The sequence below is a fragment of the Nocardia sp. NBC_00416 genome (assembly GCF_036032445.1).
Lineage (GTDB): Bacteria > Actinomycetota > Actinomycetes > Mycobacteriales > Mycobacteriaceae > Nocardia.
This window is the reverse complement of record NZ_CP107932.1, coordinates 7,245,588-7,268,392: the sequence shown is the minus strand read 5'-3', so window position 1 is coordinate 7,268,392 and position 22,805 is coordinate 7,245,588. Positions and strand designations below refer to the sequence as shown.

Here is a 22,805-nt window from a genome sequence, read left to right as displayed (position 1 = left end):
CATCGGACCCGCACCCGCGCAGCGAGCGGTACGCGCTCCCGGCGAATCCGGTGCGCGTACCGCTCACACACGCGTTATCCGACCTCGTAGACCCAGATCAATGCGGAGGAAAGCTCCCCGTTCGCGTTCCACTGGTAGTGCCGGGCCAGGCCGTCCCCGCTGTATCCGCGCACGAATTCCAGCAGGTCCGGGCGGGTGAGTTTCCCGGCGTCGATACCGGCCGCGAGGATGGTGGCCAGATCGTAGGCCTCTACCGAGTACACGCCCGGCGCCTGGCCGTTCAGTTCTTCGTAGGCCTGGGCGAACTCACCGGGCGCCGGACCGCACGGGCAGGACAGCACCGCGCCTTCCGACGAGCCGCCGGCCTGGGAGACGAACTGCGGATCGTTGGTGCCGTCGGCGGAGACGAAGGTGGCGTCCACGCCACCCGAGCGCAACTGCTGCACCAGCGGAGCGGCCTCGGCGTAGTAGCCGGAGTAGAAGATCGCGTCCGGTTGCGCCTGGGAGATCTTGGTGACCGTGGCGGAGAAGTCCTTGTCACCCTTTTTGATACTGGCGGCGCACGCGGGATCGGCCGCGGCGCCGAGCCCCGTGGTGATACTCGCGGCCAGGCCGACACCGTAATCGGTGTTGTCCTGGATCACGCAGACCTTCTTGTAGCCCGCGTTGTCGACCAGGTATTTCGCCACCGACGGGCCCTGCACGTCGTCGTTGGCCAGGCCGCGGAAGAAGGTCTTCCAGCCGTTCTCGGTGAGCGTGGCATTGGTGGCCGAGGAGGTGACCGCGACCAGGCCGGCGTCGCTGAGGATCTGGCCCGTGGCCTTGGTCTCGCCGGAGAAACCGGGACCGACCAGGCCGAGGACCGACGGATCGTTGACGATCTGCGGGATCACCTGGCTGGCCTTCTGCGGATCGCCCTCGGTATCGAACTCCTTCAGCTGGATCTGGCAGCCCTTGTTCGCCTTGTTGTGCTGATCCAGCGCCAGCTTCACACCGTTGACCATATTGATGCCCAATGCCGCGTCCGGGCCGGTCAGCGCGCCGGCCATGGCGACGGTGGTGGTCGGCGGACAGGTGGCCGAACCCTTACCCGCCGGATCCGCGGCGGCGGCGGTATCGGCGGCCGGCACTTCCTTGCCCGCCGCGTCGATCTGCATCAGCGGTTGGATGGACAGTCCACCGCCGCCGGGTGTCTCCGGATCGTTCGCGGTCTTGTCACCGCATCCGGTCAGGACCAATGCGGCTGCCGCGCCGACACTCAGTAACCCGCGTACCGTGCGTCCGCGCCGGGGCGTACCCGACAGCCATGTCGAACCAAGCACGATCTACCCCTATGTTCCTCATCAACCTCGGCCGAGGAAGCCGGCCACGCCGGCTCGGGAGAAACATAACTCCGGCATGTTGATCCCGCGTCACATTCGGATCATCTCCGATGATGTCGTCACCAGTTCTTTTCCGACTTGTGTTGCGGGAGCGTTAAATCCTCGTGCGTGGGAGTCGACGTGCGGTAGGGGCCGCGGGCGGACCCGGACTCATTGCGGCGCGAGGTTCTCCAGAACGACCTCGGCGACCGCTTTCATGGTGGTCCGGCGGTCCATCGCGGTGCGCTGGATCCATTTGAACGCCTGCGGCTCGCTCAGCCCCTGGGTCTGCATCAGCACCCCTTTGGCCCGTTCGACGAGTTTGCGGGTCTCCAGCCGATCGGAAAGGCTCGCGACCTCGCTCTCCAGCGCGGTGATCTCGTGGAAGCGGCTGGCCGCCAGTTCGATGGCCGGCACCAGATCGGATTTGGTGAACGGTTTGACCAGATAGGCCATCGCGCCGGCGTCACGGGCCCGCTCCACCAGGTCACGCTGGCTGAACGCGGTGAGGATCACCACCGGCGCAACACGTTTCGAGGCGATCTCGGCGGCGGCGTCGATCCCGTCCCGGCGCGGCATCTTCACATCCATGATCACCAGGTCCGGACGGTGCTCCACGGCCAGGTCGACCGCCTGCTGACCGTCCCCGGCCTCACCCACGACCTGGTATCCCTCTTCGGTCAGCATCTCGACCAGGTCCATCCGGATCAACGCCTCGTCCTCGGCGACGACCACGCGTTTCGCCCCGGCGTCCGCACTAGTGCTCATATACGACCCCTCTGGTTCCGATGCCTCGTCCCGATACGGCGACGGCGGATCCGGCCGATCCACGGCCGTCGATCCGCCGTCACGCGATCGGGTGGTGTAGAGACTACCTTTCACCCAGATCGAAGGTGCATATACCCTGCGTAACGTGGGTCTCCCCAGATTCCGTGACCCGCGATTCGGTGATCCGGCCGGTGAGCGGATAACATGTGCACCCGGTGCGCCGAGTTGGCGGAACTGGCAGACGCGACGGTCTCAAAAACCGTTGTCCGGAAGGACGTGTGGGTTCGAGTCCCACACTCGGCACCAAGGTCGGACGGCATTTCCGGATCCGGCCCGACTCCCCCTCACAGTCCGTGACAGGCCACCCGCCGACGGCCCCTCTCTTCGTTCCCGCATCCAAGTGGTCCACGAACGATGCCGTGACGATCAGCCGCCTGAAGCGAACTCCCCCGCGATCGGCGAGCTGCTTCAGCGGTGATCCCGGCGCCGGAGAAGGCACGGATGTACGGGGTACCGGCCGGCGCCCGATCCCGAGATGGGGAGATGGGTACGGGCGTCACCGAAACAATGTGTTTACCGAGGAATAAATCCAGGATCTATTCGTATACGGCATGCTGCACGCAGATGAATTCATCACCAGACCGCTGTGATATTGCACGGACAGCGCCGCTCGGCCGCTTTCGCGCGAATTACCGTAGCGATATGCACATCCTGTTCGTCTGCAATGGAAATGTGTGCCGGTCGGTACTCGCCGAACGGCTCACCCGCTCCATCGCGGTCGAATACCGGCTCGCCGGGGTCACCGCCGAGAGCGCCGGTACCCGGGCCCTGGTCGGTTTTCCGGTGGAACCGCGGGCGGCCGAGGCCATTATCGGACTCGGTGGGGATCCCAGTGGTTTTCGTGCTCGCAAACTCCGACCCGAGCATATCGATCGCGCGGATCTGGTACTCACCATGACCGAGAACATCCGTGACGAGGCGACCGAACTGGCCGCCGGTTCGGCCGCGCGCGCCTTCACATTGCTGGAGGCCCACCGGATCGCGCGGATCACCGGCGCCCGCACCGTCGCCGACCTGCATCGCTCGCGCCACGATCTGTCCCGGGTGGGGCGGGAGAACATCGCCGACCCGGTGGGCCTGTCCGCCCAGGCCTACTGCGAGGTCGGCGACAAGATCGCCGATGCCCTGGTGCCGCTGTTGGTGGCTCTGGCACCCACCGCCACGCCCGGGGACCAGCACCGGGGACGACCACCGCTGATAGTCCGGCCGGGCAGGTCATCGACCCGGTTGTCTCCACTGGTCGCGGCCCAGCACACCGGCTGGTACGCGTGACGCCGCGCGTCCGAATATCCGCCTGACCGGCGCGCGGCGCGCGCCAACCGATGCGGCGCGGACCCTCGAACGGCAGTGAGGGCGCGGTGCGCAGGGAGTATCCGCGCCGACGGCTCGCACCTGCGGGCGCGTCGAATACCGACCCGTGCCCTGACTTTTCGTGTTGCGGGCACTACACTCGCGACCCGGTACACAGATTCGAGAATCCACTTCCGTTGCAGGTTCGACACACGACAGGAATCAGGCATGCCGAAACGCATTTCGGATGTTTCGCTTCATGTTTATGTGACACCGGAAATCCTGGAAGGTCTGGTCGATACCGTCAGAGCTGAACTCGCCGAACAGTTGGGCGACGGTGACGTCTGCGCGTGGCGTTTCACCCTGCCCGTCGCCGAAGACGATTCCCGGCACCGCGCGTTGGACAGCCGCTGGCGCGCCGGAAATCCGGGTGCGGAACCGGACGGGCACGCGACCTTCGAGATCGCGTTGAGTCTCGTCGGGGATCCTGCCGAGCTCACCGACGGCTATATCGACGCGCTGGAGCGCCGGCTACTCCGGGGTCTGGACACGCTGCGCCCCGGCGCTCCCTTCACGTTCAGCGCCGAACAGCGCACAGATGTCGAGATGGAGCCGAAGCTGTCGGAACGACTCTGATCCGGCAGCTCGGGCTCTGACCGGGCAGCGGCTCCTTATCGAGCAGCGAAGGCTCCTAATCGAGCAGCGAAGGCTCCTAATCGAGCACTGCCCGACCGGCCTCGCTCAGCGGCGGGCCGGGAAGTGCCGGATCACGCCTTCCTGCACGGTGGTGGCGAGCAGCTCACCCGCGCGGGAGTAGAAGCGACCCGTGGCCAGCCCGCGCGACCCGGCGGCGACCGGAGACTCGGTCGCGTACAGGGCCCACTCGTCGAATCGGAACGGCCGGTGGAACCAGATGGAATGGTTCACCGTCGCGGCGACGATCCGGTCAAGCCCCCAGGACAAGCCGTGCGTGGTGATGATCGAATCCAGCACGGTGGTGTCGGAGGAGTAGCTCAGTGCCGCGACATGGATCAGCGGGTCGTCCGGCAGCTCACCGTCGGCGCGCATCCACACCCGGTTGTGGTTGAGCTTCTCGCCGGTCCCCTTCATGATCCAGGACGGATCGTTCGTATACCGCATATCGATCGGATGCGGAGCATTGACGAACATCTCGAGTTTGTCCTCGAATCCGGCGAAACTCTCCTGGATCCGGGGCAGCGTCTCCGGGTCGGGCACCTCCGGCCGCGCGTGCGCATGCTCGAGGCCCTTCCCCCATTCCTGGAAGGAGGCCAGCATGACGAACAGTTCCAGGCCGTCCTGGATGGCGGTGACGGTGCGATTGGCGAAGGCGCGACCGTCACGATGCCGCTCGACATGGAATTCGATCGGCTTCTTCACATCGCCGCCCCGCACGAAATGGGCGTTGAGGGCATGGATGGGGCGCTGCCCGGCGGTGCGGCCCGCCGCGACGAGCGCCTGCGCCACCAGTTGCCCGCCGAACGTCCGGCTGGCCACCTTCTCCGGATGATGTCCGAGGAAGACGTCCGCGGATATCTCCTCGAGATCCAGCAGCCCGAGCAGGGTGTCGAGATCGTTGCGCTCGCCGGCCGCGGTATCGTCCACCGGCGCGCTCACCCCGTGACTCCGCGGTCCTCGGGCATTCAGTGGTCCTCCTCGCCGATGCGGTGCACATGGATCAGGTTCGTCGAGCCGACGGTACCGGGCGGGGAGCCCGCCACGATGACCACCAGGTCGCCCTTGGTGTAGCGGTTCATGCTCAGCAGCGCCTGATCGACCTGCTGGATCATCGCGTCGGTGCTGTCCACGGTGGGCACGATGAACGTTTCGGTACCCCAGGTCAGCGCGAGCTGGCTGCGCACCTCGGGCAGCGGGGTGAACGCCAGCAGCGGCAGCGGGGTGTGCAACCGCGCCAGGCGGCGCACCGTGTCACCGGACTGGGTGAACGCGACCAGCGCCTTGGCGTTGAGACGCTCGCCGATATCGCGCGCCGCGTAGGAGATGACGCCGCGCTTGGTACGCGGCGTATGCGTCAGCGGTGGGACGCTGGTGGATTCGGTTTCCACCGCGTGCACGATGCGGGCCATGGTGCGCACCGTCTCGATCGGATACTTGCCGACCGAGGTCTCCCCGGACAGCATCACCGCGTCGGCGCCGTCGAGCACGGCGTTCGCCACGTCCGAGGCCTCCGCACGGGTGGGCCGGGAGTTCTCGATCATCGATTCGAGCATCTGGGTGGCGACGATCACCGGCTTGGCGTTCTCCCGCGCCATCTGGATCGCCCGCTTCTGCACGATCGGCACCTGCTCGAGCGGCAGCTCCACACCGAGGTCGCCGCGGGCCACCATCACCGCGTCGAAAGCCAGCACGATGGCCTCGAGGTTGTCGATGGCCTCCGGCTTCTCCAGTTTGCCGATCACCGGCACCCGCCGGCCGACCCGATCCATCACCTCGTGCACCAGTTCGATATCGGACGGCGAACGCACGAACGACAGCGCGATGAAGTCCACGCCCAGGTTGAGGGCGAATTCCAGGTCTTCGATGTCCTTCTCGGAGAGCGCGGGGACCGAAACGTCCATACCCGGCAGCGAAACACCCTTGTTGTTGCTGACCGGCCCGCCCTCGGTGACCTCGCACACCACGTCGTTGCCCTCGACGCGGATCACTTCCAGGCCGACCTTGCCGTCGTCGACCAGCAGCCGATCGCCCGATTTGGCGTCGGCGGCGAGCTGCTTGTAGGTGGTGGAGACCCGATCGTGGCTGCCGACGATATCGTCGACCGTGATTCGAACGGTCTCACCGGTCGCCCAGACGGTCCGTTCCTCGGCGAAGCGGCCCAGCCGGATCTTGGGGCCCTGCAGGTCGGCGAGTATGCCGACGGCGCGGCTGAGGTCGTCGCAGGCCTGCCGCACCTTCTTGTAGTTTTCGGCGTGGTCGGAGTGCTCGCCGTGGCTGAAGTTGAGCCGCGCGACATCCATCCCACTCTCGACGAGCTCTCGAATACGTTCCTCGGTGGCAGTGGCCGGGCCGAGGGTGCACACAATCTTCGTCCGTCGCATCACGTGTCGAAGCCTAATCCTGCCGGGATGTCCCGTCCCGCCCGGCCCGCGGGCCGGGCGTCTCCGGAACGCGAGAATGGACACCTGCGTGAATCATGGTGATCCACCTGGTTGATCGCGCTGTTACCCGACGATGAATTCCGCGCGCCGATACGATCGTGGCCCAGCGGTGTTCCGGGGCAGGTGGGGGCCGGTGATCCTGCCCCCGGAACGCATCGGACCCCCGGCGGCACCGGGGGTCCGACCTGTACGTGGCTGGTCAGTTCTCGCGCAGCGGACGCCCCTGGGTGTCCTGCACACTGCCGGTGAGCATCATGATGCCGTCGATCAGCGGCCAGATACCGCCGAGCCCACAGGTGAGCCAGGTGGCCGCGATCTGAGCCACGGCGATACCGGTATCACCGATGTAGAACCGGCCGGCGCCGAACGAACCCAGGAAGATCTGCAGCAGACCGGCGGTCAGTTTCTGCTTGTCCGAGTACGGCACGCCGTTGATATCGCGGCCATAGGGTGCTTCGGGATCCATCGGGTTGTATCCGCCCGGCCCCATCGGCGGGCCGTACCCGGGCGGCGGCTGACCGTACCCGGGCGGCGGCTGACCGTACCCGGGCGGCGGCTGACCGTAACCCTGCGGCTGACCGTACTGCGGACCCGGCTGGCCCGGATAGGGCTGCGGCTGCGACGGATACGGCTGGGACTGGTAGGGCTGCGGCTGCGGCTGCGACGGATAGCCCGGCGCGCCGGGCGATTTGCTCAGATCCGGGCCGGGCCCGGGTGCGCCGTACTGCGGTCCGCCCTGCTGGTACGGATCGGTCATCGTTCCTCCTTGGGTAGTACCCCCGGCAGCGGAGGACAACCGGTTGTCGCCTCCCCTCCGACAAGATGCTGCCAGACGGCCTCCCGGGCCGCCTGGCAGCGTCCTATTTGCTTCGCGCAGCGCCGGATTCGGCGGTGTCGCCGTTCCGGTCCGCGACCGAATCATCGGATGATTCGGTGGCGGTCACCGCCGACCCCGACCCGGCCGACTCCGACTCCGACTCCGCGCCCGCCGACTCCGCACTTGCCAAGTCCGCGCCCGCCGACTCCGATCCCGCCGAGTCCGAAGCCGCCGAGTCCGAAGCCGCAGCCGGTTCGTCGGACTCCGCCTTCTCCTCGGCGCCCTCCGACTCCGCCGGCTCACCCGAGGTCTCCGTCGCCGACTCCGGCTCGGCGGGGCCGTCCGCGCCCTCACCAGGCGTCTCGTCCGCGGCGACAACGGAATCGGTCGCACCCCCGGCCGCACCCGCCGTACGCAGTGCGCCGATCTGCCAGGGCCAGGGGCGGGGACCCGCGTCGGGGCTCAGTTGGGCGGGAGTCTCCCGGCCCTTCGTCGCGAACAGGACGTAGGCGATCGCCGCGAGGAACACCAGGCCGGAGGTGAACGAATTGATCCGGATGCCGGCGAGATGGGTGGCCTCGTCGTCACGCATGAGTTCGACGAAGAAGCGGCCGAAGCAGTAGCCCGCGACGTACAGCGCGAACAGCCGGCCGTGGCCGATCCGGAAGCGGCGGTCGATCAGCACCAGCGCCACCACCACGAGCACGTTCCATATCAGTTCGTAGAGGAACGTGGGGTGCACGATCGAATGCACCTCGCCGGAGGACACACCGTTCATCATGTCGAGTCGGCCGGACTCGTCGAACCGCAGATAGATCTCGAGACCCCACGGCAGATCGGTCTCCCGGCCGTAGAGTTCCTGGTTGAAGTAATTGCCGAGCCGGCCGATGGCCTGGGCGAGCAGAATCGCCGGCGCCACGGCGTCGCCGAGCGCGGGCAACGGAATCTTGTAGATACGGCAGGCGATCCAGGCGCCGACGGCGCCGAAGAACACCGCACCCCAGATCCCGAGACCGCCCTGGTAGATCTTCAGCGCGTCCATCGGGTTGCCGTCGGCGCCGAAGTACTTCTGCCAGTCCGTGGCGACGTGGTAGAGACGGCCGCCGATGAGACCGAACGGGACCGCGAAGACCGCGACGTCCAGTACGGTGCCCGCTTCGCCGCCGCGGGCCTGCCAGCGTTTCTCGCCCCACCAGATGGCGACGATGATGCCGATGATGATGCAGACCGCGTACGCGCGCAGCGGGAACGGCCCGATCTCCCAGACGCCCTGCGGCGGACTGGGCAGATAGGCCAGCAGCTCGGCAGCGTGCGGCACGGCGCCGCCGGGGGTGCCGGCGGGCAGGACGGTTTCCGGTGCGGCGAGAACGGTCACGGGGCAACCGTAGTCGAGCCGGTTGTCAGGGCAAGCCCGGGCTCCACCCGTGTGTCATTCCGGGCGGGTCAGGATGCGACGGCGGCGGTGCGGACGCCCTCGGCCAGCTCCCGGGTCAGCACGCGGACCGCGTCCAGGCCCGTACCAGCGGCCGATACGAGTGCGGAGCCGACGATCACGCCGTCTGCGTAACCGGCGATCTCGGCCGCCTGCGCTCCGGAGCGCACCCCGAGCCCGACTCCGATCGGAATATCGCTGTGCTCGCGGATCCGGGCGCACAGCGCGGGCGCCATGCTCGACACCGCGTCACGGGCTCCGGTGACGCCCATGGTGGACGCGGCGTAGACGAACCCGGAGCTGGCGTCGATCGTGCTGGCCAGGCGCTCCTCGGTGGACGAGGGGGCGACCAGGAAGATCCGGTCCAGAGCGTGCGCATCCGACGCCGCGAACCAGTCGCCCGCTTCCTCCGGGATGAGATTCGGGGTGATGATGCCGGCGCCACCGGCCGCGGAAAGGTCCCGGGCGAAACGATCCACGCCGTATTTGAGCACCGGATTCCAGTAGCTCATCACCACGGCTTGCGCCCCGGCGTCGGTGACGGCCTCGACCACGGAGAACACGTTCCGTACCCGCACCCCGCCGCGCAGCGCCTGCTCGGCCGCGGCCTGGATGGTGGGCCCGTCCATCACCGGATCGGAGTAGGCGACGCCGACTTCGACGATATCGCAACCGGATTCGACCATCGCCCGCACGACCTGACGGGAACTGTCGAGGTCGGGGTATCCGGCGGGAAGGTAACCGATGAGCGCGGCGCGCCCCTCGGCCCGGCAGGCGGCGAACGTGGCGCCGAGCCGCGAATCGGAACTCACTGACCGTTCTCCTTGCCGCTGTCCGCATCATCGAAGAGCCCGAACCAGTGGGCGGCGGTATCCATATCCTTGTCGCCGCGACCGGACAGGTTCACCAGGATGATCGCGCCCTCGCCGAGTTCGCGGCCGAGTTCGATGGCCCCGGCCACCGCGTGCGCGGATTCGATGGCCGGGATGATGCCCTCGCGGCGGCTCAGCAGCAGCAGCGCGTCCATCGCGGCGGTATCGGTGATCGGCAGGTACTGGGCACGGCCGGTATCCCGCAGGAATGCGTGCTCGGGGCCGACGCCGGGGTAGTCGAGTCCGGCGGAGATGGAATGCGAGTCGATGGTCTGCCCGTCCTCGTCCTGCAGCAGATACGAGTAGGCGCCCTGAAACGCGCCCGGCGACCCACCGGCGAAGGTGGCGGCATGCCGTCCGGTGTCCACACCGTCGCCGGCGGCCTCGTACCCGACCAACCGGACCCCGGGATCGTCGATGAAGGCGTGGAAGATGCCGATGGCATTGGAGCCGCCGCCCACGCAGGCGGCGACCGCATCCGGCAGCCGCCCGGTCAGGGACTGCACCTGCGCGCGAGCCTCCAGCCCGACGACCCGCTGGAAATCGCGGACCATCACCGGGAACGGATGCGGGCCGGCGGCGGTGCCGAAGCAGTAGTAGGTGTCGTCGGCGTGGGTGACCCAATCGCGCAGCGCCTCGTTGATCGCGTCCTTGAGCGTCTGCGAACCCAGGGTCACCGAGATGACCTCGGCGCCCAACAGTCGCATCCGGGCCACGTTCAACGCCTGCCGCGCGGTATCCACCGCGCCCATATAGACGATGCACTGCAAGCCGAGCAGCGCGCACGCGGTGGCGGTCGCGACACCGTGCTGGCCGGCTCCCGTTTCCGCGATGACCCGGGTCTTGCCCATCCGCTTGGCGAGCAGTGCCTGGCCCAGCACATTGTTGATCTTGTGCGAGCCGGTGTGGTTCAGATCCTCCCGTTTGAGCAGAATCCGCGCGCCCCCGGCCTGCTCGGCCAGATTGACGCATTCGAAGACCGGTGACGGGCGACCGGTGTAGTCACGCTGCAGCCGATCGAGCTCGGCCAGGAAGTCCGGGTCCAGGCGAGCCTTGTCGTACTCGGCCGTGACCTCCTCGATCACCGCCATCAGCGCCTCGGGCACATGCCGGCCGCCGTAGACGCCGAAATGGCCGCCCTCATCGGGCTCGTGTTCGCTGCGCTGCGCCACCCCCCGGCTGGCGGCGGGCAACGGGACGCTGGTGGACGACGGCCCGGCCGACGCCATCATCGTCCCCGCCGGGCCGGTTTCGGGCAGGACGGGTGCGTGCCCGCGGTGACCAGCTCGGAAACCGCCGCGCGCGGGTCGCCACTGGTGACCAGCCCTTCGCCCACCAGTACCGCGTCGGCGCCGGCGCCGGCGTAAGCGAGCAGATCGGCCGTCCCGCGGACCCCGGATTCGGCGATCCGGACCACTTCGGTGGGTAGGCCGGGGGCGATCCTGGAGAAGCAGTCCCGGTCGACCTCGAGCGTCTTGAGGTTGCGGGCGTTGACCCCGATCACCGACGCGCCCGCGGTGAGGGCGCGATCGGCCTCTTCCTCGGTGTGCACCTCGACCAGCGCGGTCATCCCGAGCGATTCGGTGCGATCGATGAGCGAGGCCAGCGTGTCCTGCTCCAGCGCGGCCACGATCAGCAGGATCACGTCGGCGCCGTGCGCGCGGGCCTCGTGGATCTGGTAGGGACCGACCACGAAATCCTTGCGCAGCACCGGAATGGTCACCGTCGCGCGGACCGCGTCGAGGTCGTCGAGCGATCCGTGGAAGCGCCTGCCCTCGGTGAGCACGCTGATGATCCGGGCGCCACCGTCCTCGTAGGACTTGGCGAGACTGGCCGGATCGATGATCTCGGCTAGTGCCCCTTTGGAGGGGCTGGCCCGCTTGACCTCGGCGATCACGCCGATGCCGTCTTCGAGGAGCGCTGCCTTCGCATCGAGCGGAGGCACTGCGGCGGCGGCCGCTGCCTTCACCGCGGGGAAGTCCAGCACCGCTTCCCGAGCGGCTACATCCGAGCGGACCCCGTCGAGAATCGAGTCGAGTACCGTCATCTGGCTCGAATCCTTTCTGGGGAGACGCGAGTTACTGCCTGCAGGATTCCCCCAGGCGATGTCTCACCGATGCTGAACAAGAGTAAATGGCCGGGTGCGGCGCGGCGACGCCGGGGGCGGATCACCTGGCCCGGACCGGCCTGCTACGGGGTGGCATCGGAATCCGATGCGCCCGGTTTCCGGGCTGTATCCGGCCGGTTCGCCTCCCCGGCGGGGCCGGCCGCGCTTCCCCGGGTGGTTTCCGGCGCGCCGGGCGCGTCGTCGCTGGTGACCGTGCCCGGGCCCGGCCGCACGGAGTCGGTCGGATCGGCGCCGGCGTCCAGTGCGTCCCACAGCACCCGTTCCGGCAGCGGACCGCCGGAGGACTGGTGCGCGACCGCCTCGGTGGCGGCCGCCTTGCGTGCCCCCGGACTGTCGTATTTCCCGGAGAGTCCTTTGGCGCCGGCCGGCATCCGGGCCAGCAGCAGCCCCGCGCCGAACGCGGCCAGCGCACCGGCGAGGGTGAGCAGCGCGGGCAGCGGCGCGGTCGCCAACTCCTGCACGTCGGCACGGCCGGGCAGTTCGGCCAGCGTCGCCGCCCGCTGCTCGGTGGCGCCGGACCCGGTGAGCAGTGCCAGCGCCGGTACCGCGGTGACCGCCGCGATCAACGCGACCAGCACCCCCACGATCCGGCGGACCCAGCCGCGGGTCGCGACCACCGCGGCGATGGCGGCCAGCAGCACGAGCGCCAGCGGAGTCAGCGCGCCGAACCAGACGCCGCCGTTCAACTCGTCGGTGCGGGGTTCGGTGAGTCCGTCCGCGGAGGTGACGGTGACCCAGGTCAGCCGGGAGGATCCCCACAGCGCGGCCGCGCCCACGGCCAGCAGGACGAGCGCGGCCACCGGATAGCGTCCGGCCGGGGAGGGCCCGGCCGGCGCCGCGGCGGACAGCACTTCCTCGTCGCCCCAGTCGACCGGCCGCGGCCGGGCCGCACCAGGGGCGGGAGCGGCGCTGTCACCGTTCGGAGCCGCTGCCGAGTTCGCGGTGGGTATCGCGGCCGGATCGTCGTCGGCGTCGGTCATACGCTGCCTCCAGGAACCGAGGCCGCCGCCTCCCGATCCGTCTCACCGGCGCCTTCGTCCTGGAACGCGCGCACGGTCTCGGCGGCGGCGACGGCGCGGAGTACGGCCATCGCCTTGTTGCGCGATTCGGTGTCCTCGTACTCTGCCTCGGAATCGGCCACCACGCCCGCACCCGCCTGCACATAGGCGATACCGTCCTTGAGCAGGGCGGTGCGGATGGCGATCGCGGTATCGGCGTCACCGGCGAAATCCAGGTAGCCGACCACCCCGCCGTATACGCCGCGCCGGGTGGGCTCGAGTTCCTCGATCAGCTGCATCGCCCGGACCTTGGGGGCACCGGAGAGGGTTCCGGCCGGGAAGCAGGCGCGCACCGCGTCGAGCGCGATCTTGCCGGGGGCGAGCCGGCCGGTGACCGTGGACACCAGATGCATCACATGGCTGTACCGCTCGACGTGCCGGTACTCGGTGACCCGCACCGTACCCGGGAGGCAGACCCGGCCCAGATCGTTGCGACCGAGATCGACCAGCATGAGGTGTTCGGCGTTCTCCTTCTCGTCGGCCAGCAGGCCCTTCTCGAGCAGCAGATCGTCCTCCTCGGTGGCCCCGCGCCAGCGGGTGCCCGCGATCGGATGAGTGGTCGCGACCCCGTCCTGGACCGCGACCAGCGCCTCCGGGCTGGACCCGACGATGGAGAACGCGGTGTTGCCGGCGCCGTCCGGGATGTGCAGCAGGAACATGTACGGGCTCGGGTTGGCCGCGCGCAGCATGCGATAGAGATCGATGGGCGCGCCGCCGAAGTCCATCTCGAATCGCTGCGACAGCACCACCTGGAACGCCTCACCGGCCTCGATCTCCGAGACCAGGCGGCGCACACCGGCGCCGTACTCGTCCGGGGTCCGGGCTCGCCGGTAATCGGGTTCGGGCTGGTCGAACACCGAGACTGTGGACGGTGCGGGCGCGCCGAGCGCGGCGGTCATCCGGTCCAGCCGGGCGACGGCGTCGTCATAGGCGGCATCGGCGTTCTCGGAGGTACCGTTCCAGTTCACCGCGTTGGCGATCAGCGTGATCGCGCCTTCGTGATGGTCGAACGCGGCCAGATCGGTGGCCAGCAGCAGCACCATCTCCGGCAGTTGCAGATCATCGATCGCGTGCTCGGGCAGCCGTTCCATCCGCCGCACCGCGTCATAACCGAGGTAGCCGACCATCCCGCCGGTGAGCGGGGGCAGACCGGGCAGCCGTTCGGTGCGCAGCAGCTCCAGGGTTTCGCGCAGCGCGTCCAGGGGATCGCCGCCGGACGGCGCGCCCGCGGGGGTGGCGCCCAGCCAGGTGGCGGCGCCGTCCACAGCGGTGAGCGCGGACGGGCTGCCGGCGCCGATGAACGACCAGCGCGACCAGGACCGCCCGTTCTCCGCTGATTCGAACAGGAAGGTGCCCGCTCGATCTCCGGCCAGTTTGCGGTAGGCCGACAGTGGAGTCTCCGAATCGGCCAGCACCTTCCGGGTCACCGGGACGACCCGGTGTTCGGCGGCGAGTTCGAGGAAACGTTCGCGAGTGGTAGTCGCGGGAGTGGGCGCGCCGTGCATTCGTGTCATCATTCCAGCTCGGCCCGGCGAGGTCGCGACGCACCCCGCGCGACCCGCCGTCCCGGTACTGTCCGGGTATGCAGATCGGCCAGCTCGCCCCGGTGTTCGAACTTCCCGACCAGACCGGAACGCAACGCTCCCTGGATTCCCTGCTGGCCGGCGGGCCGCTCGTCCTGTTCTTCTACCCGGCCGCGAACACCCCGGTGTGCACGGCGGAGGCATGTCATTTCCGCGACCTCACCGCCGAGTTCGCCGCCCTGGGCGCGAGCTGCGCGGGGATCAGCGCCGACGCGGTGGACGTGCAGGCCGGATTCGCGGGATCGCAGCGGCTCGGGTACCCGCTCCTGTCCGACGCCGACGGCACGGTCGCCGAGCAGTACGGGGTCAAACGCGGACTGCTGGGCAAGCTGATGCCGGTGAAACGGCATACCTTCGTGATCGATACCGACCGCCGGATCGGCACGGTGATCAGCGCCGAGTTGCGCGCGAATGTGCACGCGGACCGAGCGCTGGAGTTCCTGCGCGCCCGCCCCGGAGCCTGAATCCGCACCACCACCGCCGTCGTGTGGATCGGCGCCGCGCCACCGGGCCCGCCGGGTTTGTGAATGAACTCACCTTCATTTCCGAGATGCCACAAGAACGAGCGAAGTCGTGGCAAACTCTCTGTAGCCGGGCGACCGCTGCCGCAAATCGTCGCCGGGGTGGAGAGAAGGCGGACTAGTGACGGATTGGCTGAACCCGGTGGAAGGACGCGCCTGGCGCGCGGTGGTCGCACTGTTGAACCGCCTGCCCGGCGCCCTGGATACCGATCTGCAGCGAGAATCCGGGGTCACGCATTTCGAGTACTGGGTGCTCACCCTGCTCTCGGAGGCGCCCGATCGGCGACTGCAGATGAGCGAACTCGCCCAACGAGCTAATTCATCGCTATCCAGACTGTCGCATGTGGTGTCCAAGCTCGAACGGATGGGGTGGGCCACCCGCACCGCCGCCGCGGGTCGACGCGGCGTACTCGCCCTGCTCACCGACGAAGGTCACCAGAAGGTCGTGGAAGCCGCGCCCGGTTACATGGATGTGGTTCGACGTCTGGTGTTCGACGGATTGGACGCTGAGCAGACAGCCGCTCTCGCCGATCTGGGGGAAACGCTCACCGGACATCTGGCCGCCACGCTCGGCCGGTCCGGACAGCCGACGGCGCCGGAGCCCGGACGCTGACCGGTGCGATCGGCCGCGGCGCCGCCGCAGGTCCGCCATCGCGGTGATCTGAGTCACCAATTCTCCAGCCCTTGTCACAAACGGGGCGCCGCCGGGATCTCGAGGGCACCACTCCCCAGCGAACAGGAGATCCCGATGACCGCACAGCGCACGCATATCGTCGTCCTCGGCGGCGGCTACGCCGGAAGTCTGGCGGCCAACCGGCTGCAGCAGAACACCGATATCGATATCACCCTCGTGAACCCGCGTTCGGAATTCGTCCAGCGGCTGCGGCTGCACCAGTTCGCGGCCGGGACCGGCGACGCCACCGCCGACTACGGCACCCTCCTCGGTGACCGGGTACAGCTGGTGGTGGACAGCGCCACCCGCATCGATCCCGCGGAGCGCGCGGTGCGGCTGGCAGCGGGCGGCGTGCTGCACTACGACTACCTCGTCTACGCCGTCGGCAGTACGGCGGCCACTCCTCCGGCAGTTCCCGGTGCGGCCGAATTCGCCTGTTCCATAGCGGAACTGGAACACGCCGCGCGACTGCGCGACGCTCTCGCCGCGGCGCCCGGGAACGCCCGGATCACCGTGGTCGGCGGCGGACTCACCGGTATCGAGACCGCCGCCGAACTGGCCGAACAAGGCCGGACCGTCACGCTGATCTGCGGGGGCCGACTGGCTCCGTCGTTCTCCGAACCCGCCCGACGCTCGGTGGCCCGATGGTTGACCGGCCACGGAGTCGAGCTGCTCGAGAACGAGGTGGTGGCCGAGGTCCGGCCGGATGCCGTGGTCCTCGCCGCCGGCACGACACGTCCCAGCGCGATCACCGTCTGGACCGCCGGATTCGGTGTGCCGGAGCTCGCCGCCGTCAGCGGCCTGCGCACCGACCCCCTCGGCCGCCTGCTCACCGACGAGACGCTGACCAGCGTGGACGACGACCGTATCGTCGCCGCCGGCGACGCGTCCGCACCGTCGGGCCGGCCACTGCGGATGAGTTGCTACACCGCCGGACCCACCGGCGCGACGGCCGCCGACACCGTGCTCAGCCGTATCGCCGGAGTCCGGCCGGCCGTGCTGGATCTGGCGTACCTGGCCACCAATGTCGGTCTGGGCCGGCGGGCGGCCACATTCCATTTCACCCACAAAGACGACTCGCCCGGCACGATCTACCTCGGCGGCCGGGTCGGCGGCCGCGTCGCCGGGTCGATCAAGGAGGCGGTCACGAAGGGCACGCTGTGGGCCATCGGCCGTGAGGCCCGCAAACCCGGTTCGTCCGTCTGGCGCAAGGGCGGCGGCATCCGGCCCACACAGCGGCTATGGGATCGGTAATCCGGACAAGCTGACCGCCGTCGCGGTCCCGCGGGCCATCAGCCGCCGATCACCGGACCGGGCGGGCGAATAGCGCTCAGTCCGTGCCGGAGTCGGCGCGGTCCGGCGCGAGGAGGACATCGGTGTCGAAACACGTGTGCGTGCCCGTATGGCAGGCCGCACCCTCCTGGTCCACGACCAGGAGCACCGTATCGCCGTCGCAGTCGAGCCGTACTTCGTGCACGTACTGGGTGTGGCCGGAGGTCTCCCCCTTCACCCAGTACTGCTGCCGGGAGCGCGAATAGTAGGTCGCGCGGCGGGTGGCCAGCGTCCGGGCCAGCGCCTCGTCGTCCATCCACGCCATCATCAGGACGGCGCCGGTAGCGCGCTCCTGGGCGACCGCGGCCACCAGCCCGGACTCGTTACGTTTCAGCCGGGCCGCGATCGCCGGATCGAGACTCATCAGCGCACCACCAGTTCCGCCGCCCGCAGCGCGTCCTTGACCTGCGCGATGGTCAGGTCGCCGAAGTGGAAGACGCTCGCCGCCAGTACGGCGTCGGCGCCTGCCCGCACCGCCGGAGCGAAATGTTCGACCGCACCGGCGCCGCCCGAGGCGATCACCGGTATCGAGACGGCGGCCCGGACCGCGCCGATCATCCGCAGGTCGAAACCGGCTTTAGTGCCGTCGGCGTCCATCGAATTGAGGAGGATCTCCCCGACACCGAGTTCGGCCCCGCGGATCGCCCATTCGACAGCGTCGATACCGGTGCCGCGGCGCCCACCGTGCGTGGTCACCTCCCAGCCCGAGGGCGTATCGGGCTCGCCGGCCGGCACGGTGCGGGCGTCCACCGACAGCACGATGCATTGGGACCCGAACCGCTGCGACATCTCGTCGAGCACCTCGGGCCGGGCGATGGCGGCGGTGTTCACCGAGACCTTGTCCGCACCGGCCCGCAACAACCGGTCAACGTCGGCAACGGTGCGGACCCCGCCGCCGACGGTGAGTGGAATGAAGATCTGCTCGGCGGTCCGCGTCACCACGTCGACCATGGTGCCGCGGTCGCCGGTGGAGGCCGTGACGTCCAGGAAGGTGAGTTCGTCGGCGCCCTGGGCGTCGTAGGCGGCGGCGAGTTGCACCGGGTCGCCCGCATCGCGCAGATTCTGGAAGTTGACGCCCTTCACCACCCGCCCGGCATCGACGTCCAAACAAGGAATAACCCGAGTAGCCAGCGTCATAGGGTCCTCATCGGGGCTGGTTGATGCGGTCCGCGGAGACCGCAGCGAAGGCGAAGGTATCGCATCATGAGGTCCCCTCCGCGCCACGCGGGCCCGCGGTGTCCACCCGATCGGATACTGCGGTGTGCCCGCTACCCCTGGTGGCGGCGATCATATCGAGCAGTTCGGCGTGCACGCCCGGCGCGGCCGCGAGCACCGACCCGGATTCGATGGTCCACTCCACGCCTTCGAGGTCGGTGACCACTCCGCCCGCACACCGGACCATGAGCGCGCCGGCCGCGTTGTCCCAGGGGTGGTGCCCGAAGACGATGGCGCCGCCCAAGGTGCCTTCGGCCGTGAAGGCCAGGTCGATCCCGGTCGAGCCGTGCATGCGCACCCGGGACGACAGCGCGCTCAGCGCGCCGAGCACCCGATGCCGGAACAGGCCGGGCACCCGGCCGGTGGACTCGATATTGAAGGCGCCGAACCCGATCATCGCCTCGTCGAGGATGGCGGGCGCCAGCGGCGGCTGCGGTTTACCGTCGAGCAGCAACGGGCCACCGGCCACGGCGGCGTACCGGCGGCCGAGCGGCGGGAACCAGGCCAGGCCGAGCACCGGTTCGCCGTCGCGGACCAGCGCCAGCAGCGTGCCGGTGAGCGGATGCCCGTTCGAATAGTTGAAGGTGCCGTCGATGGGGTCGAGGACCCAGGCGGTGCCGCTGGTGAGCGCGGGACCGCCGAATTCCTCACCGTGCACCTCGATCCCGGTCCGGGTCAGCAGTTGCCCGGAGATGGTCCGTTCGAGCTCCAGGTCGAGTTCGGTGGCGAAATCCTTCGATCCCTTGGCCACCGCGCTCGGCGCGCCCCGGCCTTCCAGGAACCGGTCGTGCACCCCGTCCAGCACCTCGGCGGCGGTGGTCATCAGCGTGGCCAGCTCGGTGTCTGCCCCGGTCATCGACTCGGCTCCCCGATCACGGCGGTCAACGGACGGCAGCCAGCGCCTCGGGCAGGGTGAACCGGCCCGCATAGAGCGCCTTGCCTACGATCGCGCCCTCCACACCTTCGGGCACCAGGCCCGCGATCGCGGTGAGATCGGCCAGGGCCGAGACCCCACCCGACGCGATCACCGGCGCCTCGGTCGCCATGCACACCTCACTCAGCAGGTCGAGGTTCGGTCCGGTGAGAGTGCCGTCTTTGGTGACATCGGTGACGACATAGCGGGTGCAGCCGTCGCGTTCCAGCCGTTCCAGTACCTCCCACAGATCGCCGCCGTCGCTGACCCAGCCGCGGCCGCGCAGGCGGTACTCCCCGTCGACGATCTGCGCGTCCAGGCCGACCGCCACCCGGTCGCCGTATTCGCCGATGGCCCGCGCGCACCACTGCGGATTCTCGAGCGCGGCCGTGCCGAGGTTGACGCGGGCGCAACCGGTGGCCAGCGCCGCCTTCAGCGATTCGTCGTCGCGGATCCCGCCGGACAGTTCGACGGCCACATCGAGTTCACCGACCACCTGGGCGAGCAGCTCACGATTGGACCCGCGACCGAAGGCCGCGTCCAGGTCCACCAGATGCACCCATTCGGCGCCCGACTCCTGCCACGCCAGGGCCGCGTCGCGGGGCGAACCGTAACTGGTTTCGCTACCCGCCGCGCCCTGCACCAGGCGTACGGCCTCTCCATTGGCGACATCGACGGCGGGCAGCAGCACAAGACTCACTCGGAACAGCGTAGTAGCCCGGTGTTCGCCCGCGCCGCGCGCCTCGGTCCGTGGCGGCCCGGCCGCCGTGATCGCCCGACCGGCACCCCGTTAAAGTGACATCACCCACTGGGGCGGTCGAGGTGCCCGCTACACTCGTCCCGGACGCGTGAGTGGTCAAGTACGCGGCATGTCACGATTTCGAGAAGGTTCGGAGTAGGCGCCATCGATACCGGTCAGTTGATCGCGGATCACTACCGCCTGGTCGAGCAGATTGGTAGCGGCGGCACAGGCGTTGTCTGGCGTGCTGTCGACGAGCGTCTGCAACGGTCGGTGGCGATCAAGCAGATCCACATCAAGCCCAGTTTGCCGCCCGCCGAGCGCGATGTGCTCCGCCAGCGCGCGACTCGGGAGGCCCGCAACGCGGCCCGATTCCAGCATCCGAATGCCATTGTGGTCTTCGATATCACCGAGCACGGCGGCGATCCGTGCCTGGTGATGGAGTACATGAAATCCCGCAGCCTGGCGATGGTGCTGTCCGCCCAGGGACCGCTGCCGCTACCGCAGGTGGCCCGGATAGGCGAACAGGTCGCGGCCGCGCTCATCGCCGCGCATCAGGCCGGGATAGTGCACCGCGACGTGAAACCGGGCAATGTGCTGCTCGACGATCACGGCACGGTCAAGATCACCGATTTCGGCATCTCCCGGGCCACCGGCGATGTCACGCTCACCGAGACTGGCCTCATCTGCGGTACCGCCGCGTATCTGGCGCCGGAGGTGGCGCGCGGCGCCGATCCGACCCCCGCCGCGGATGTGTTCGCCCTGGGCGCGACGCTCTTCCACGCGCTGGAGGGCGAGCCGCCGTTCGGTTCCGGCAATCCGCTCAAAGTCCTCTACGCGGCGGCCAACGGACAGGTGAGCGATCCGCAGAACGCCGGTCCGGCCACCGATTTCCTACTGGACCTGCTCAGCCCGGACCCGCGCGAGCGGCCCACGATGCGCGAGGCGCGCGAAGAGCTGTCCCAGTTCGCCGGCTACGAGAACTCCTCGGCGGAGCATGCGGGTTTCGTCCCGGCCCGCGAGGCGTTCGACCGCAACGGACAGGATCGCAACGGGCACGGCGGCGCCGCCGTCAGCACCATGGAGTCGCCCGCGCCCGGCCGGTACGGCAGCGCGACCGAGAACACCGCGCCCCGGCGGCGTCCGGAGCCGCGCACGGCGAATCGCAACGGCGAGGAAGCGCGGCCGCCGCGCCGCCCTTCGACCAATCCCCCGACGACCACCCAGCGGGTCGCACCGAAATCGGGATCGGGGAACGGCGGTGTCAAACGCGCCGTCATCATCGGCGGGATCGCCGGTGCGGCGGTGGTCGGCGGAGTACTGTTCTTCAGCTCCTCCGATTCCGGCGACGACAGCCCGGCCCGCGCGGACAATTCCACCAGTGCCACGGCACCGAGCTCCCCCGACACCTCCGCCTCGAACAGTCCGGCGCTCGGCGCCACGGCGAGCAGCGGCTCGGTCGAATGGGTGCAGGCCGGGCAGGTCATCGAGCAGTTCTATCTCGATCCCACGGGTTCCTGGTCGCTGCTGACGCCCGCCGCGCAACAGGTGTACGGCAGCCAGGACGAGTTCGATCAGTACTGGTCGACCCGGACCGTGCAGAGTTTCAACCAGATCGAGGCGTACAAGGGCAACAACCCGGACGGTTCGGTGGATATGCGGGTGAACAACCTCAGTTACGGGGGCCAGACACGCAATCCGACGCTGCGGATCGTGAGCTCCGGCGGGAACCTGCTCATCGACAGCGATACCCGCTGACCGCCGGGTAGCCGACCACCTCCCGAGTTAGTGTGTGTGACATGGACATTCGGGGAATGCTCGCCGCGGAGCGCACGGAGCTGATCGCCCTGCTGCGGGAACTGACCGAAGCGCAATGGGATACGCCCACATTGTGTTCGGGCTGGCGGGTGCGCGAGATGGTCGCGCATCTGCGCTACGACAGCATCCCGCTCACCGAATACGCCGGCATCGCGATCCGCAACAGATTCTCGATCGACGGTGTCAACAACGCCATGGCCGCGGCCGGGGCCCGGCGGACGCCGGCGGAGCTGCTCGCGGAATTCGAGGCGGCGCCCGGCTCGGTCTCGCGCTGGTGGCCACGGCTGGGTCTCGCGGATCTGCTCGTACACCAGCAAGACATCCGCCGCCCGCTCGGCCTGCGCCGCGATATCCCCGCCGAGCGGCTGCGCGCCGTCCTCGACCGGCCCGACCCGTTCGCTCGCCCGTGGCGGTTTACCAGAGGGCTACAGTTCGTCGCGACAGATTTCGACTGGATCAAGGGGTCCGGTCTTCCGGTACGGGGCCGGGGTGAGGCGCTAGCGTTGGCGATGGCGGGCCGTCCGGTGGTCCTCGACGAGCTCGAGGGTGAGGGGGTCCCGGAACTGCGTCGCCGCTGCAGCTGAGCATCCGAGTTCGCGCCACCGATGGGAGACGCTCCGATGACAGAGTCAGCACTGGCCTCGATGGGCAGAATGGTCGGTGAGTGGACGACGACCACGAGCCTGCACCCCGATATCACCGGGCATACGTCGATCGAGTGGATGCCCGATGCGCGATTCCTGGTGGTCCGCTATACGGTCCCCGATCCCGGGGTCAGCTGGACCTGGCTCGTCGGCGCCGACGATCTGTATCAGGAACACCTGGTCATCCTGCACTACGACCAGTACGGCGAGCACCGCGTCTACCAGGGTTCCTTCGACGGACCGCTGTGGCGGGTGTGGCGCGATGCGCCCGGCCATTCCCAGCGGTTCACCGGGAACCTGGATGAGACGGGAAGCACATTCCGCGCCACCTGGGAGCGCTCGGACTCCGAACTGGACCCGCGCAGCTGGGACCACACGCTCGATTTCATCTACACCCGGATCTCCTGACCACAGACCCACTGCACACCCCTTCCCTGCGGCCGT

General features: G+C 68.9%; 24 protein-coding genes and 1 tRNA gene. 9 read left to right on the top strand and 16 right to left on the bottom strand.

The features are described from left to right. Positions 1–74 precede the first annotated feature (74 nt). Together OG804_RS31720 and OG804_RS31715 are read right to left on the bottom strand one after the other, a co-directional pair. Positions 75–1,322: a branched-chain amino acid ABC transporter substrate-binding protein gene (locus OG804_RS31720; RefSeq protein ID WP_328392340.1), complete on the bottom strand. Its 1,248-nt coding sequence runs from the start codon at positions 1,320–1,322 to the stop codon at positions 75–77. Positions 1,323–1,532: 210 nt separating this feature from the next. After that, positions 1,533–2,129, bottom strand: a complete 597-nt coding sequence (locus tag OG804_RS31715) for an ANTAR domain-containing response regulator (RefSeq protein WP_328392338.1) — start codon at positions 2,127–2,129, stop codon at positions 1,533–1,535. Positions 2,130–2,348: 219 nt separating this feature from the next. Here OG804_RS31715 and OG804_RS31710 point away from each other — a divergent pair. From OG804_RS31710 to OG804_RS31700, 3 genes are all read left to right on the top strand, one after another. Further along, positions 2,349–2,435, top strand: a tRNA-Leu gene (locus OG804_RS31710). A 396-nt stretch (positions 2,436–2,831) separates the two neighbouring features. Continuing rightward, positions 2,832–3,461, top strand: a complete 630-nt coding sequence (locus OG804_RS31705; protein ID WP_328392336.1) for an arsenate reductase/protein-tyrosine-phosphatase family protein — start codon at positions 2,832–2,834, stop codon at positions 3,459–3,461. Positions 3,462–3,707: 246 nt separating this feature from the next. Further along, a complete protein-coding gene (locus tag OG804_RS31700; RefSeq protein WP_328392334.1) occupies positions 3,708–4,115 on the top strand; it encodes a hypothetical protein in 408 nt (135 codons plus the stop codon). A gap of 105 nt (positions 4,116–4,220) precedes the next feature. Here the strand turns inward: OG804_RS31700 and OG804_RS31695 are convergent, their stop codons facing one another. From OG804_RS31695 to OG804_RS31655, 9 genes are all read right to left on the bottom strand, one after another. Continuing rightward, complete coding sequence (locus OG804_RS31695; RefSeq protein WP_442941695.1) at positions 4,221–5,114, bottom strand: acyl-CoA thioesterase; 894 nt, start codon at positions 5,112–5,114, stop codon at positions 4,221–4,223. A 26-nt stretch (positions 5,115–5,140) separates the two neighbouring features. Then, positions 5,141–6,559, bottom strand: coding sequence for a pyruvate kinase (gene pyk, locus OG804_RS31690; RefSeq protein ID WP_328392332.1), 1,419 nt, complete (start codon positions 6,557–6,559; stop codon positions 5,141–5,143). A 256-nt stretch (positions 6,560–6,815) separates the two neighbouring features. After that, complete coding sequence (locus OG804_RS32465) at positions 6,816–7,373, bottom strand: TM2 domain-containing protein (protein WP_442941694.1); 558 nt, start codon at positions 7,371–7,373, stop codon at positions 6,816–6,818. Between the two features lie 103 nt (positions 7,374–7,476). Beyond that, entirely contained in the window at positions 7,477–8,751 is a 1,275-nt protein-coding gene (gene lgt, locus OG804_RS31680; protein WP_328398887.1) for a prolipoprotein diacylglyceryl transferase, read from the bottom strand. A gap of 125 nt (positions 8,752–8,876) precedes the next feature. Next, positions 8,877–9,677: a tryptophan synthase subunit alpha gene (gene trpA / locus OG804_RS31675; RefSeq protein ID WP_328392330.1), complete on the bottom strand. Its 801-nt coding sequence runs from the start codon at positions 9,675–9,677 to the stop codon at positions 8,877–8,879. Continuing rightward, positions 9,674–10,969, bottom strand: coding sequence for a tryptophan synthase subunit beta (gene trpB / locus OG804_RS31670; protein ID WP_328392328.1), 1,296 nt, complete (start codon positions 10,967–10,969; stop codon positions 9,674–9,676). Before trpB ends, trpA begins: the two co-directional genes overlap by 4 nt. Next, a complete protein-coding gene (gene trpC, locus OG804_RS31665; RefSeq protein WP_328392326.1) occupies positions 10,966–11,784 on the bottom strand; it encodes an indole-3-glycerol phosphate synthase TrpC in 819 nt (272 codons plus the stop codon). The genes trpB and trpC overlap by 4 nt, the downstream gene beginning before the upstream one ends. 143 nt (positions 11,785–11,927) lie before the next feature. Further along, entirely contained in the window at positions 11,928–12,845 is a 918-nt protein-coding gene (locus OG804_RS31660; RefSeq protein WP_328392324.1) for a TIGR02234 family membrane protein, read from the bottom strand. Then, positions 12,842–14,440, bottom strand: coding sequence for an anthranilate synthase component I (locus OG804_RS31655; RefSeq protein WP_442941693.1), 1,599 nt, complete (start codon positions 14,438–14,440; stop codon positions 12,842–12,844). Before OG804_RS31655 ends, OG804_RS31660 begins: the two co-directional genes overlap by 4 nt. A 65-nt stretch (positions 14,441–14,505) precedes the next feature. Here OG804_RS31655 and OG804_RS31650 point away from each other — a divergent pair, with 65 nt between their 5' ends. The 3 genes from OG804_RS31650 (at position 14,506) to OG804_RS31640 (ending at position 16,954) form a co-directional block, all read left to right on the top strand. Beyond that, positions 14,506–14,970, top strand: a complete 465-nt coding sequence (locus OG804_RS31650; RefSeq protein ID WP_328392322.1) for a peroxiredoxin — start codon at positions 14,506–14,508, stop codon at positions 14,968–14,970. 178 nt (positions 14,971–15,148) lie between these two features. Beyond that, positions 15,149–15,640 (top strand): MarR family winged helix-turn-helix transcriptional regulator, encoded by a 492-nt coding sequence (locus OG804_RS31645; RefSeq protein ID WP_328392320.1) that lies wholly within the window; start codon positions 15,149–15,151, stop codon positions 15,638–15,640. A 135-nt stretch (positions 15,641–15,775) separates the two neighbouring features. Further along, complete coding sequence (locus tag OG804_RS31640; protein ID WP_328392317.1) at positions 15,776–16,954, top strand: NAD(P)/FAD-dependent oxidoreductase; 1,179 nt, start codon at positions 15,776–15,778, stop codon at positions 16,952–16,954. A gap of 76 nt (positions 16,955–17,030) precedes the next feature. On the opposite strand, the gene hisI is transcribed toward OG804_RS31640, so the two are convergent. The 5 genes from hisI to OG804_RS31615 form a co-directional block, all read right to left on the bottom strand. Further along, positions 17,031–17,396, bottom strand: a complete 366-nt coding sequence (gene hisI, locus OG804_RS31635) for a phosphoribosyl-AMP cyclohydrolase (protein ID WP_328392315.1) — start codon at positions 17,394–17,396, stop codon at positions 17,031–17,033. Further along, positions 17,396–18,169, bottom strand: coding sequence for an imidazole glycerol phosphate synthase subunit HisF (gene hisF / locus OG804_RS31630; protein WP_328392313.1), 774 nt, complete (start codon positions 18,167–18,169; stop codon positions 17,396–17,398). Before hisF ends, hisI begins: the two co-directional genes overlap by 1 nt. Before the next feature lie 64 nt (positions 18,170–18,233). Continuing rightward, positions 18,234–19,103 carry an inositol monophosphatase family protein gene (locus OG804_RS31625; protein ID WP_328392311.1) on the bottom strand — a complete coding sequence of 290 codons (870 nt, stop codon included), beginning with the start codon at positions 19,101–19,103 and terminating at the stop codon, positions 18,234–18,236. A gap of 25 nt (positions 19,104–19,128) precedes the next feature. Further along, complete coding sequence (gene priA, locus OG804_RS31620) at positions 19,129–19,860, bottom strand: bifunctional 1-(5-phosphoribosyl)-5-((5-phosphoribosylamino)methylideneamino)imidazole-4-carboxamide isomerase/phosphoribosylanthranilate isomerase PriA (protein ID WP_328392309.1); 732 nt, start codon at positions 19,858–19,860, stop codon at positions 19,129–19,131. Positions 19,861–20,016: 156 nt separating this feature from the next. Further along, positions 20,017–20,193 carry a hypothetical protein gene (locus tag OG804_RS31615; RefSeq protein WP_328398907.1) on the bottom strand — a complete coding sequence of 59 codons (177 nt, stop codon included), beginning with the start codon at positions 20,191–20,193 and terminating at the stop codon, positions 20,017–20,019. Here OG804_RS31615 and OG804_RS31610 point away from each other — a divergent pair. From OG804_RS31610 to OG804_RS31600, 3 genes are read left to right on the top strand one after another with little or no spacing between them, the layout of a single operon-like run. After that, positions 20,113–21,657, top strand: coding sequence for a serine/threonine-protein kinase (locus OG804_RS31610; protein ID WP_328398883.1), 1,545 nt, complete (start codon positions 20,113–20,115; stop codon positions 21,655–21,657). The two genes, OG804_RS31615 and OG804_RS31610, sit on opposite strands and share 81 nt — an antisense overlap. Positions 21,658–21,698: 41 nt before the next feature. Then, positions 21,699–22,301, top strand: a complete 603-nt coding sequence (locus tag OG804_RS31605) for a maleylpyruvate isomerase family mycothiol-dependent enzyme (RefSeq protein WP_328392307.1) — start codon at positions 21,699–21,701, stop codon at positions 22,299–22,301. Positions 22,302–22,337: 36 nt separating this feature from the next. Beyond that, a complete protein-coding gene (locus OG804_RS31600) occupies positions 22,338–22,769 on the top strand; it encodes a hypothetical protein (protein WP_328392305.1) in 432 nt (143 codons plus the stop codon). Positions 22,770–22,805: the final 36 nt, after the last annotated feature.